This is a genomic window from Inquilinus ginsengisoli, from assembly GCF_031453975.1.
Classification (GTDB): Bacteria; Pseudomonadota; Alphaproteobacteria; order DSM-16000; family Inquilinaceae; genus Inquilinus; species Inquilinus ginsengisoli_A.
Map to the genome: position 1 here is coordinate 1 of NZ_JAVDPW010000014.1, position 12,139 is coordinate 12,139.

Consider the following 12,139-nt stretch of genomic DNA (forward strand, 5'->3'; position numbering starts at 1 on the left):
GGGGGGGCCCCCCCCCCCCCCACACACCCACGTGGGGGCGGGTGCCTCGACTATCTGGGGTTGGGGGGGGGGCCCCCCCCCCGGGGGCGGGGCCGCTAACCCGGGCCCCCCCCGGGGGTGGGGGAGACGTGCGGCTATCTCCAGTCCCGCGGCGCGCAACCTACAGCGTGTCCGTGCGCCCTGCAGCGGCGCAGAGGAGATCTTGCGGCGGCTGATCGATCAGAGCAGGGGATCCCCGTTTGCGGGCGCGGGAACGATTGGAGCCAGCGCGTCTCGGCGAACCGACCGAGTAGATACTGGAGCGGACTTGTCCATATGGACATGATGAAATGGACATGTCCTTGTGCCCATATGGACAGATGGACATGTGCAAGTTTTGAATTTCTGAGGAGGGAGGGGGAGTGGCGCACCGCAAGGCGCTGCTCACCGGCAATCCGGCGCCTCCACGCGCACGTCAGCCACGGATACGCACAGGGGAGAATAGGGGTGCCCACAATCGTCTTCGCGAATTCGAAGGGCGGCGTCGGCAAGTCCACGTCCGCCCTCGTCCTCGCCCAGGTGTTCGCTGCCCAGGGCGCGAACGTCACGCTCCTGGATGCCGATCCGAACCAGCCTCTCGCGAGCTGGGCTGATCGTGATCCGGAGCATGTGCCGGCGAACCTCCGGGTCGTGCCGAGCGTCACGGAGGAAACCATCCTCGACCATATCGACACAGCCGCGGCTCGAGACCCATTCGTGATCGTCGACCTTGAGGGCACGGCCAACGTGGCGGTCTCCTATGCCATCGGGCGGGCCGACCTGGTTCTCATCCCGATGCGCGGCTCTCAGCTCGATGCCGACCAGGGCGCCCGCGTCATCAAGGTCATCAATCGTCAGGCGCAGGCTTACAGGCGATACATTCCCTATGCGGTGCTTTTCACCTGCACGACGGTCCTGCGCGGCCGGGACTTCAAACACATCGCCAACACGTTGCGGGGTGCGGAAATCCCCGTCCTGCGGGCCGAGATGGTCGAGCGAGCAGCCTTCCGCGCGATCATGCAGATCGGCGGCACCATCTATGACCTCGAGCAATCGGACGTGTCGAACCCCGAGGCAGCGATCGAGAACGCCGAGGCGGTGGCCGCGGCGGTCGTCGAGCACCTGAGAGTTCAGCAGGAACAAAACGCATGACCAGCCGCAAGCGGGCGGGCCTTGACCTGGACCAGTTTGAGCCGAGGGCCTCGGTTGGGGCGGCGAAACCGGGCTTGGCCGCGGCGATCGCACGCGAAGAGGGATTCGTGTCGCGCTCGCTGGTGCCGGCGTCACGTCGACAGCGAAGGCTGGTGCGGCAGCCTATCGACATCACGGAAGAGCTGCGCGCTTGGCTGAAGGAAGAGGCGCACCGGCGCGACGTGACGATCAGAGCTGTCATCTTGGATGCGCTGAAAAACAAGGGTGCTCCGGTGGACGAGGACGATCTTGTGGACCGAAGACGGACATCCTGAGCGAGCTCACGCGAGGCCCACTGGCCATCCTGGCTGCCCTGGAGCGGACATACCCTTCGATCCCACCGACCGTAAAGCCGGACCTTCGCGTAGGACAGGTCCGTCCCCATTGCTGACGGTCCGGAGCCTTCCAGCTCATCGCGAGCGGACATTCACCGCGCGTCAGTGAGCCCAGAAGGAAGACGTTCACGATTGCCGATACGACACTACAGAGCCATCGAGGGAAGCGACGACCTGGGTGGCTTAGGCGCGCGACGTTCGCACCGATTGCTGGCGATCTACTGATGCTACTCCTGGTCCAGGAAATTGCGCAGCTTCCTGGCTGAGGCGTTCAGGTCTTTTGTTTCGCACTCCCACACCACTAGAGCGTCCCATCCTGAAGCAGCGAGGTGCTCCAGCGCGGCTTTGTCGCGCGCTTGGTTGCGTTCAAGCTTGGGAAGCCAGTAGGCGGCGTTCGATTTCGGGAGGCGCCCCTCCCTGCATCCTGCGTGCTGATGCCAGAAGCAGCCGTGGATGAATATGACCTTGCGCCTCCCGGCAAAGATCAAATCGGGCTTGCCGGGAACATCCTTCCGATGCAGGCGGTACCTGTAGCCCATGCCGTGCAGCAGGCGGCGCACTGCCATTTCCGGCGCGGTGTCCTTGCTGCGGATACGCCGCATGTTTTCGCTGCGACCTATGCCCATACGGCCCCTGCTATGCAGCCTCGAGATCTTTAAGCCATTGCCCCAAGCTTATCAGCCGCCCTTGGTCAATGTGGCGCAATACGCGCTGCATCGAGGCGGCCTCTCCCTGACCGTCCCCGGACTGGCTGTAAGTGGCCCTAATCGCATCGGTACTGATGTGCACGACGTGCTTGAACATCAAGGCGTTGCCGACGAGCTGCTCACAGGCGCGCATCAGCCGCGCCGGGTCAAACTCGTTGGTGACAAAGATGTACTCGAACGGCTTACGGTCAGACTCGGCATTCACGTAGTCGGCAAAGTCCGTGACGAACTGCTTTTCTCGGTCGGCACGGACGCTCCACTTCGCGGTGACGAGCGTCCGTGCCGAGGGGCGGATCACCGCAACATCGACCTTGTTGGGTTTGTCCCCAGAGCGCACTCGGTTGAAGCCCGACAGTTCATGGAGCGCCCGACGTGTGAATACCTGCATGTCGTCACGGCGGCAGGTCCGCTGGATGACTTGCGCAATCACGTCCTCAAAGCCTTCGCCCACGAGATTCTTGCGCTTGTTCTCAAGGGTCAGGTACTGCCGGACCCGCTGCACCAGACTGTCCCAGACCTCGGGCGGCGGCTCAGAGCCAAGGTGCGATCCCAGGGCGTTTTTGACGATGCCGACAAGTTCGGGATCCTCCCCGGGCCTTGGGAACCCGCGTCCCTGGTAAGGCTTGCGCTGCACATCGGCATTGGCGGCGACCTTCGCCGCTCTGCGGAGCACGTGGGCGGCCAAGTCGTCCGCCGCTCGCAGGAACAGCCAGTCGATATGCTGAGCGACTTCACCAGGCGAGGTGCCTAGGGCACTCGAAATCCAGTCGTGGAATGCCAGCGAGCGTGCATACCAGCGCTTGCCAGGCTGGCACTTGTCGCTCTCGTAGCAGTGTCCCAAACCGGTTGTCTGATCCACCCACAACAGCAGCCGGTATACATGAGCCCATGCCTGCGTCGCAGTAATATTCTCGTCACTTTGCTTGACAAAATATTCATTAATGAGTCTAGTCCGGTTCCCAGCGCCGAATGCCGACTTGATCGAGCTGGCATCGGGTTGGTTCGACTTCGTTTCGGCCACGCTCCTATCCTATCCTGCCTTGGCGTACCCCGGTTCATGTGCCTCAAACACGCCTAGCTGCACAAGCAAGCTCGCGGCGATCGCCTTGGCCAGCAGGGGCGGGACGGCATTGCCCACCTGGCGGTAACGCGAATGCGCTGGCCCGCCGTCATGACGGCCCTCGATCATCCCGGGACGCGGATCGGTAGTGAATACGAAGCGATCGGGGAACGACTGGAGCCGGGCAAACTCCCGCACGGACAAGGCTCGCGCGACGTTGTAGTGATAAACCGAGTCGGCCTTCGTGTTGAGAGTCCAGGCCCACACACCCGGATGCAGGCGCCGATATGCGTAGAAATGCTTGCGGGAGAGCTTTCCGGTTCCGTTGTTCTGGCCCCACCGGTGCCCGGTGATGTAGCGCTCCTGAAGCTCTTCTCGAAGGTCCCGGTAATTCCCACCCGGGGGGATGCCGAGAAGCCGCAGGTTTGTGTCGGCGTTGATGCGGGGCACTTGGACGTTCGCCAGCACCGCACCGGCCCCTTCACGCATCACTCGCTGATATGCACTTTGAGGTCCGGGCAGTTCGTTGTACGGCAACACATCCGTCCGGTTGCCCACTGGCAGATCGATCAGGTCGCTGATCGCGTCGGAGGCGCTCACTACGGATGCGTTCTCCGGGTTCGCCAGCGCTTCGCCTGTCCGCAAGCTGCGGATGTGCTCCTGGACCACGATCTGGTAACGGGGCCGGCGCAGGCCGGTGAAGCGCGCCAGCGTGACGCCCTGCGTCGCTTCCGACCCTATCAGCACCGGGCAGCCCATCCCGCTTGAGACGCGGACGCCGACGAAAAGAAGGCGCTTCCGCGTTTGGGGCACGCCGAAATCCGCCGCATCGACGACTTGGGGCAGCACGATGTACTCGCCATCCAAGGATAGGTCCGCGGCAATCTGCTCGCGGACCCCCATTTGATCCATGCCGGTCACGTTCTCCATGACGAACGCAGGTGGCAGCGTTTGCTTGAGAACCTCGACGAACTCCCGGTAAAGCGCGTTCCGGGGGTCTTCGATCAATCGAGTGTGATTGCGGACCTGGGAAAAGGCTTGGCATGGCGGGCCGCCGACCAAGACGCTGGCCTGCCGAGCAGCATCGAGAATCTGCTCCCTCACAGGGGCAGAGCGGATGTCGCCGGTAATGGCTTGCGCTTCTCTGAAGTTGGCCGCGTAGGTCGCCATAGCATCGGGATCGTTATCGGATCCAGCGGCAACGGCGAAACCGGCCTGACGGAACCCCTCTGACAGGCCGCCGGCGCCGGAAAACAGATCCACCATCCGAAACGGGCCGCTGGCTTTGCTCCTGCCGTTCGCCCGCACCGACGTATCGGCCGCCTCTGCACGGGGCAGCGGCACGGTTGGTTCCGCGGAGGTGAATAACTCGGGGGAGCATTCCAATGTCATACCCTGCTCGTCAGCCATGTCTGTCCTCCTCAACAGCAGGGATGCAGCCCAGCAGGGCCAACGGCTGCCGCCGCTGCGCCTGCCACACCTTCACCTCTGAAGTGCACGGGCATGCAGAACGCAGCTCATGCCAGCGCCTTCTTCCTCGACCGTCGACGGGCGGGCCCCAAAAACAGATCACGTTGTCCCCCCCGGTGCCGCTCAACGTACGTTTGCATGAAACCGCGAAGCACGTCGGACGCCCGCCGGTCTTCTGATGCACAGACGGCGAGGAACGCCTCCCGCAGCTCCCTCTCCACGCGAATGCGGATGCCGACGTCCTTCATGGCGCCATCCTAACTCATGGATACACAAATGTGTATCCGATTTGCGCTCGGGTGAGGACGGCATCATGAGATAATTCGGTTGCGCTACGGCCGACACCCGCACGCTTTGTTCGTCAGTGGACACCCGAATTAGCCGTTGCTGCATTCTGCTGTAAGCTGATGAGATATGATCATCCTGGTGCATGAAGGGTTAACCGGTCGGGGTGGGGTACGCGAGTTTAATGATGACAAATAGTGGTCGAACGCACTATACGGAATAACGGGGAAAGTGTCTGGCATTCATCCATGCCAAAGTCTAGCAATAAGGGTCTATCCAAATGTCAGACCACGATGACGTTCCGGTCGATGACGAGATCCCGGAAGATGAGCCGCCGTCGGATGATTGGTTTACGGACGATGACGGCGACGATATGGATGCAAGCTTTAAAGATTATGATATATCTGCCTCGCCAAATGACTTCAATGTCAAAACAATCGTCGATTTTATTGATTCTGGGCCTGTAAAAATTCCGGCCTTTCAAAGAAATTACGTTTGGGATATAAAAAGAGCTTCGAAATTAATTGAGTCTATACTTATAGGACTCCCAATTCCTCAAATCTTTTTGTACGAGGAGGAGAGAAATTCTTTTCTCGTCATCGACGGGCAACAACGGCTAATGTCTCTTTACTATTTTGCAAAAGGCCGATTTCCTCGTCGGGCACAACGCCCCGCGATTCGCCGAATCATGGCCGAGCAAGGCTCATTGCCTATGTCAATTTTGAGTGACGATAGATATTTTCAGAAGTTCAACTTGATGCTGCCGCCAGCTGCTCCGGGGCAATCGTCCAAGTATCATAGGAAAAATTTCGACACACTTGGATCCGACCAAATCACCTTCAATTTAAGGACAATCAGAAATGTTATAATAAAACAAAATGCGCCAGACGAAGATGGCGACAGCTCGGTATTTGAGATATTCCATCGCCTTAACACCGGTGGTGTAAACCTCAGGCAGCAAGAAATCCGAACCAGCATCTATCATTCGAACTTCATGAGTCGCTTGGATCGGGTCAATTTGAATCCGGAGTGGCGTAGGCTATTGGGCCAACCGGAACCTGATCTCCACGCCAAAGATCTTGAAATTCTATTGCGTTCCATTGCCATGGTAGCAGACGGCGAAACGTATACGGAGCCAATGGGCCGATTTCTCAACCTCTTTGCGAAGAAATGTAAGCGTCTTGACGAAGGAAAATTGAACTATATCGAGCAACTATTTGAAGCTTTCTTCGAAGTGATGAAAGGCGTGCCAGAGGAGAGTTTCCGAGTTAAGCAGACCAATCGCTTTAGTATTGCTATGTTTGAGGCGGTTTTTCGCGCTGTCTGCGTCGATGCGTTTAGGGACCAGACATTAGACGTATTGCCGTTAACCGCTGAGCGTCTCGCTCATCTGAAATCTGATCAGGAATTCGTGAGCGCCACTCGCTATGGAATTGGTCGCTCGATGTACGTAAAACTAAGGTATGATCGTGCTCGCGCTCTTTTGACGCCCTAGCGGAGCTGGAGCAATGGCTGGCGATTCAATTGAGCGTTTCTATGAAACGCATCAAAAACTTTATGAGTTCCTACTGCAAAGTGGTGAACCAACATTCGCAGTTGAGGCTAACAACAACTTTAGAAGGTCGCTGATATTGGCTATAGCTAGCTACTTCGAGCATGAGATTACAGATATAGTTAGAGGAATCTCAAAAATTCATGCAAATGGTAGCTCGATAATTTGCGAATTGCTGGAGCAGAAAGCTATAAATCGTCAATATCATACATATTTCGATTGGGAAAAGAAAAACGCAAACAAGTTTTTTGGGCTATTTGGTGCGGAGTTCCAGGCAGTGGCAAAGGAAAAGGTTAGAGGAGATAGCTCTCTGGACCAAGCTATCAAAAATTTTCTGGAATTGGGAGACACCAGAAATCGTCTAGTTCATTTGAATTATGTTGTTTTTGATGTTGATAAGACGCCCAATGATATCATGAGTCTATTTAGATCTTCCTTGATCTTCGTCGATTTCTTAACCACAACTCTGTTAAAGGCTCCGGATAACCCTGATGCGCCTGGGCACTCAGATTCTGCAAGCGGAACCAAGTGATGCTGCTGCGATTTCCGCATGGAGGAGACGACAGTTTGGCGAGGGGATGTACCATGGCTATGCTCTACCGCCATTTACGCCGCCAGCTGATGGAGCGGAGCTCATGCGAGGCATGATTATCGGACCGGCGCAAAGTCGGGATCGTTGTCATCAACCATATGGAGTTGAGCAACGGGAACATAACCACCGACCATTCCCAGTTCGAATATATTCACGCCCATAACGGTATACTCTCCGGCAGTCGACCCGACGCGCCTGAGCATCGGCTTGAGTGCCACTCCTTTGGGGCTCGCCGTGCTGGCCTGAATGGCACCCCCAACAGATGGCACAGAAGGATCAGCGATGATCTTATCCATTACCTTTATTGGCCAGATGGGTTGGTGAGCTCTCCGCAACTCATCAACAATGGCGCGAGCGTTTTTTGCGCCACTGCCGATACAATAAATGCGTTCACGCCTTAGATCAATTTCGTCAACCTTTGTTTCAATAACTTCATCGCTGGCGGATGTCACCATAATCGAAAATATCCTCGACCTTCTGATTTTCTCACAATAACCAAACACCAAGCCATGTATGCTATAATCTGATACTAAGTGGCGCCACCGGTTGGCCACGATATTTTCCGCGCATTTTCCGAAGAACTGAGCCACCTCTTCAATGCTTGGACGCACTGTGTTCTGTGGCGCCGCAAGGTTCTGTAACGTTGTAGTCGCTAGGGAATGAATAAACTGGCCGGTCAGCGTTTCTCCTGCAAATGCAAAGCCAGCAGGTAGGCAGACATCAAACGCATCTGTTTCAAGATTCCGGGTCCTAATGGGAACGAGGAATATTTTAGGACCGATGCTCACCAATGGCGACCCGCTTCGGCCGAACAGTGTATCGGCAATTACAACTATTCGATCTGCTACGGCCCACGTCATTATTAGGGTCAATATATGAACCTCTGTTAATTGCTAATCTTCTAACGCTAAACGGCGGAGCTTTCAATGTCAACGCAGCGATGAAAAGACAGTAAGTTTCGCCAAGCAACTCCGGGTTGCAATTCCATGTTACGGTTTAATTAGTTGAAATGCCTCCATCATCAAAATATCGCGCAGCTTAGCCAGGTCCGGTTTCAGAAGCCAAGTGCGATGGCCGGTTCCGACCCCCCGATAAAACCCACCGGCCGTGAGGCCGCGGACCCTTGCGCCGAGGGCGGCTGGCCCCCTCAACCGTCCCGCGTCGGCGGGATCATTGGCTCTGTGGTCTGAAGCGCCAATGAAGGTTGCCGGTGATTGGGGCGGGCGAGGCTTCCTGGCCCGGGCTCTCCTCCGCTTCGCTCCGCCGAGCTCCGCGGTCGCGGATCTCGTCCCCTTCGGGGTGAAACCGATCCCTCTCGCATCAACACGAGCTCGCGGACGCGGGCCGAGGGGAACCCAGGTTCCCGCGCCGGCAAGGGGCGGGCGGCGGCCATGCCGCCGGCGCTGGGCCGGTTTCCCCAGGTTTCGGCCAAGGCCTGCAACGCTGCGCCCCGGACGCTTCGCGTCCGGGCTGGGTGAACCCCCTCCGGCCCTCTGCCCCCTTGCCTCCGCTCCCTCCCGCCCTCGCCGGGCGGCGTCTCGGTCGCATGCGCAACCGGAGCGCATACCAGGAAGGACGCCTCTCGGACCCGTCTCCCATCGCGACGTTCACGGAACCAGCCGGTAGCGGATGCCGGCCCGTGGCGGGGACCGTCTGGAGACCCGACGTCGGCGAATGCCGATAGCTCCCACCGTGTCGGGTCCGGGGGGCGCCTTCAGTTTTCGGAGGGACACATGAGGCCAGATTGGGCGATCCATTTAGGGATAGCCAATTTGAGCCGTGATTCCCATTCTTGGCTAGGGCCGGTACGGCAGGCCTTGTAGAGTATACTCAATTTGGCCATGCTGGAGCGATGACATGTCCGAGGTTCCGCAGATCGGCAATGCCGACCTTGCCCACATGATCCAGAAAGCTCGCACCGCTGCTGGTGGAGGCTTCGGCGTCCTCTCCACCGGCGAGAAGCTGATCGCGGCTCTCCTCCTTGACCGGCCGGACTGGCTGGCCAAGATGGATTACACGATGGCCGACGCGATCGAGCGCGTCGGCGCCGATTGGCTTCGCCTGATCCCGGCGGCTGCCCGGCAGCTGCGTGACGAAATCCGCGCTGCTGCCTACACCGACGCGATAAAGGCCCGTGAAGCGCAATTGACCGGCCTCGCGGAAGACCGAGCAACCGATGACCCTGCAGCGTTCGCCGCGACGCTGGTCACCTGGGGTGACTCTCCAGGGTATCGCGATGTCGATCTCGTGTTCGACCTGGAGCCCGCGTATCAGGAATCGTCGCTGCCGTCCTTCCGAGCATCGATCCGGATCAGCCCCGCGGATGGTGAAGCGATCGTACGGCATATCCGGAACGTTTACCGCTTCGCATGGGGGAGCGGCGAGCCGATCGACGTTAAACCCGGCGAGAAGCGGCCGACCTGGATCTGGAGGCGCGTATGGCAACAGGCATGCGGGTCGCCCGGGTCTATTTGCGCGTCAGCACCGACGAACAGGACCTGGCGCGCCAGGAGCGCATCATCGAGGAGGCGAGGGGAGGGGGGTATTACATCGCCGGCGTCTACCGAGAGAAGGCCTCCGGCGCCCGCGCTGACCGTCCAGAGCTGCAGCGCCTGATCCAGGACCTGCAGCCGGGAGAGGTGGTCATCGCGGAGAAGATAGACCGGATCAGCCGCCTTCCGCTGGCTGACGCCGAGCGCCTTGTCGCGTCCATCCAGGCAACGGGCGCTCGCCTGGCGGTGCCAGGCCTTGTCGACCTATCCGAGCTGGCGGCCGCATCAACGGGTGTCGCCAAAATCGTCCTGGAGGCCGTGCAGAGCATGCTCTTGCGCTTGGCGCTGCAGATGGCCCGAGACGACTACGAAGACCGGCGCGAACGGCAGCGCCAGGGGATTCAGTTGGCAAGGCGGGAAGGCCGCTACAGGGGCCGCAAGGCGGATCGTGCAGTGCATGACCGTATCATCGCCCTGAAATCGAGCGGGAAGAGCATCGCGGAAACGGCCCGCCTCGCCGGCTGCAGCCAGAGCCAGGTCAAGCGGATCTGGGCGCTTCACCGCGCGACCGCGGCCGCCGGAAGAAATTTTGGCCCTTCCGCGGAATCGGTCTCTTTGCGCTAGGCCGCATCCGGCTCCGCTTATAAAATTCGAGTTGCGATCCGTCGATCGCGCCCTTGTGGACCTTCCGAGGTCCGCAAGGACGCTCGACTCGGCCACGAGGGTTCCAACGCTCCAATAGCGGAGGCGCCCAGATGGAAACCCAGGATCGTACCGCCGGCGACGCGACCATCGTGAAGCCGCGGCAGGAACTGTTGATCAATCAGTTGCTTGCAGAGGGATTCTTCCCGGAGGAGGTACAAGACTTCGTCGCGCTGAAAGACGCCGCTCTGTTGAACCTGGCGACCCAGGCCGATTGCAAGCGGCACCTTGAGGCGTTGCGGACCTTCCGGCACGGCCTGACCTCTCCGACGGTGAGCATGGCGATCAGGATCGACGCTTTCGAGGACTTCCTGCTCAATGTCCTGCGAAGCCGGGAGGATGAAGAGGACGGTGATTGCGGTATCGATTTCGCGGCTCATGACCGCTATCTCGATGCCATATATGGGCCTCGGCCCCTCCGTCTCAGGCTGTACCGCTTCTTCTGCTTCTCGGCTCCGGTGCTCTTCATCCGGCGCAGAGTGTTCGGGCATCTGATCTGTTGATTGACAGCGGCACCTCAAATGGTGCGTTTCCAACGGGGCGGTGATCTTCACCGCCCCTTCTTCTTTTCACCGCATGGCGGTGGCCGACTGTGTCGACCTATGCCCTGTCGATGCCAGCGCTTCCCGCTTTGGCCACTCCAGTCGGCTACCTGATAGACATTTTTCTCTGCCACGCCATATCCTTGTTCTGATCTGTTCTTAACGAGGCTATCCGCCCGCGTGGTCGCTGCCACCATGCGCGGCGATGAACATGGCGACGGCCGACCGGCAATAGGATTCGATTTCGTTGTCGTCCTCTGCTCTCGCCTGATCGAAGCGGGCGATAAGCAGGAGATCGGATCCTTTGATAAGCGCGGCAAACAAGCGGGCGGACCGGAGAGGATCGGGCACGTTCAGAACCGCCTTCGCGTGCAGCTGACGCAACAGGGCCTCGATTTGGGCGATGACATAGGCGGGGCCGGCTTCGTAATGGAGCTTGCTTAACGACTTTTGATTCGTCTTGTCGGCCATGATCATGGCTTCGACACTGCGGACGTCCGGGCTCAACAGCGTGCGAAGCAGGGATGTTCCCACCGCCATGAGCTGATCTTCGGCCGACCCGTCGACGCCTTCAAAAAGGGCCTGTGGTGCAAACTGATGGCAGTGGGCCGCGATGGCCGCGCTGAACAGCGCCTCCTTGTTCTCGAAGTGCCGATAGATGCTGAGCTTGGATATCCTCGCCCGCTGGGCGACTTTGTCCAATGTCGTCGCTTGAAAACCCAATTCCACAAAGAGTTCGCACGCGGCGTCGACGATCGTTTGGCCAAGCGCCTGGTTGGCGGGCCGGCCGCGCCGGCCCTGGCTGTTCACGGTCACGACAATTCCAGTCCTTGACAGTATCGTAATTTCTGCATTACGATACCATTTAGTATCTGAAACGTGCAAGCCAATGGGTAGGTTTTCGACCGTCCTCCAAATCAAGTTTCCCCGGCCGCCCGGCGATATCGAATGCGGCATTGTCCGGCCGGGTAACACAGTGATGGGCGACTTTCTCGCAGATGCCGAAGCCCTGCTCGCTGCCTGTCTCGAGCGCGTTCCGCGGGACGATATTGCGCGCCAGGCCCAGCCCAACCCCCTCCATCCACAACACGGAGCCCATCACCATGGATGACGTCATCATCATCGGCGGCAGCTTTGCCGGTCTCGCCGCCGCCCTGCAGCTCGGCCGTGCCCGCCGCAAGGTCACCGTTCTC

General features: G+C 59.1%; 13 protein-coding genes and 1 pseudogene. 7 read left to right on the forward strand and 7 right to left on the reverse strand.

Annotation, left to right across the window (positions count from 1 at the left end; all coding sequences use genetic code 11):
- Positions 1–486: 486 nt before the first annotated feature.
- Both E9232_RS31345 and E9232_RS31350 read left to right on the forward strand, forming a co-directional pair.
- The gene (locus tag E9232_RS31345) at positions 487–1,170 is read left to right on the forward strand and encodes an AAA family ATPase (RefSeq protein WP_309801005.1); all 684 of its coding nucleotides are present in this window, start codon (positions 487–489) and stop codon (positions 1,168–1,170) included.
- Complete coding sequence (locus E9232_RS31350) at positions 1,167–1,484, forward strand: hypothetical protein (RefSeq protein WP_309801007.1); 318 nt, start codon at positions 1,167–1,169, stop codon at positions 1,482–1,484. Before E9232_RS31345 ends, E9232_RS31350 begins: the two co-directional genes overlap by 4 nt.
- 287 nt (positions 1,485–1,771) lie before the next feature.
- Here E9232_RS31350 and E9232_RS31355 read toward each other — a convergent pair whose 3' ends face one another.
- The 4 genes from E9232_RS31355 to E9232_RS31370 form a co-directional block, all read right to left on the reverse strand.
- Entirely contained in the window at positions 1,772–2,170 is a 399-nt protein-coding gene (locus tag E9232_RS31355; RefSeq protein ID WP_309801009.1) for a very short patch repair endonuclease, read from the reverse strand.
- Positions 2,171–2,180: 10 nt separating this feature from the next.
- Entirely contained in the window at positions 2,181–3,272 is a 1,092-nt protein-coding gene (locus E9232_RS31360) for a hypothetical protein (RefSeq protein ID WP_309801011.1), read from the reverse strand.
- Positions 3,273–3,281: 9 nt separating this feature from the next.
- Positions 3,282–4,721, reverse strand: coding sequence for a DNA cytosine methyltransferase (locus E9232_RS31365; RefSeq protein WP_309801012.1), 1,440 nt, complete (start codon positions 4,719–4,721; stop codon positions 3,282–3,284).
- Between the two features lie 107 nt (positions 4,722–4,828).
- Positions 4,829–5,029: a plasmid-related protein gene (locus E9232_RS31370; protein WP_309801014.1), complete on the reverse strand. Its 201-nt coding sequence runs from the start codon at positions 5,027–5,029 to the stop codon at positions 4,829–4,831.
- 317 nt (positions 5,030–5,346) lie between these two features.
- Between E9232_RS31370 and E9232_RS31375 the strand changes: the two genes are divergently transcribed.
- Complete coding sequence (locus E9232_RS31375) at positions 5,347–6,561, forward strand: GmrSD restriction endonuclease domain-containing protein (RefSeq protein WP_309801015.1); 1,215 nt, start codon at positions 5,347–5,349, stop codon at positions 6,559–6,561.
- Positions 6,562–6,574: 13 nt separating this feature from the next.
- Positions 6,575–7,150 carry a HEPN domain-containing protein gene (locus E9232_RS31380; protein ID WP_309801017.1) on the forward strand — a complete coding sequence of 192 codons (576 nt, stop codon included), beginning with the start codon at positions 6,575–6,577 and terminating at the stop codon, positions 7,148–7,150.
- Positions 7,151–7,266: 116 nt separating this feature from the next.
- Here the strand turns inward: E9232_RS31380 and E9232_RS31385 are convergent, their stop codons facing one another.
- Positions 7,267–7,998: a hypothetical protein gene (locus E9232_RS31385; protein ID WP_309801019.1), complete on the reverse strand. Its 732-nt coding sequence runs from the start codon at positions 7,996–7,998 to the stop codon at positions 7,267–7,269.
- A gap of 1,231 nt (positions 7,999–9,229) precedes the next feature.
- On the opposite strand from E9232_RS31385, the pseudogene E9232_RS35925 reads away from it, so the two are divergent.
- The 3 genes and pseudogenes from E9232_RS35925 to E9232_RS31400 all read left to right on the forward strand — a co-directional run.
- A pseudogene (locus E9232_RS35925) lies at positions 9,230–9,577 on the forward strand (hypothetical protein); the annotation flags it as partial.
- A gap of 71 nt (positions 9,578–9,648) precedes the next feature.
- Positions 9,649–10,326: a recombinase family protein gene (locus E9232_RS31395; protein WP_309801021.1), complete on the forward strand. Its 678-nt coding sequence runs from the start codon at positions 9,649–9,651 to the stop codon at positions 10,324–10,326.
- 131 nt (positions 10,327–10,457) lie between these two features.
- The gene (locus E9232_RS31400; protein ID WP_309801024.1) at positions 10,458–10,907 is read left to right on the forward strand and encodes a hypothetical protein; all 450 of its coding nucleotides are present in this window, start codon (positions 10,458–10,460) and stop codon (positions 10,905–10,907) included.
- Between the two features lie 207 nt (positions 10,908–11,114).
- On the opposite strand, the gene E9232_RS31405 is transcribed toward E9232_RS31400, so the two are convergent.
- Both E9232_RS31405 and E9232_RS31410 read right to left on the reverse strand, forming a co-directional pair.
- Positions 11,115–11,762: a TetR/AcrR family transcriptional regulator gene (locus tag E9232_RS31405; protein WP_309801026.1), complete on the reverse strand. Its 648-nt coding sequence runs from the start codon at positions 11,760–11,762 to the stop codon at positions 11,115–11,117.
- 49 nt (positions 11,763–11,811) lie between these two features.
- Complete coding sequence (locus E9232_RS31410) at positions 11,812–12,051, reverse strand: hypothetical protein (RefSeq protein ID WP_309801027.1); 240 nt, start codon at positions 12,049–12,051, stop codon at positions 11,812–11,814.
- Positions 12,052–12,139 lie beyond the last annotated feature (88 nt).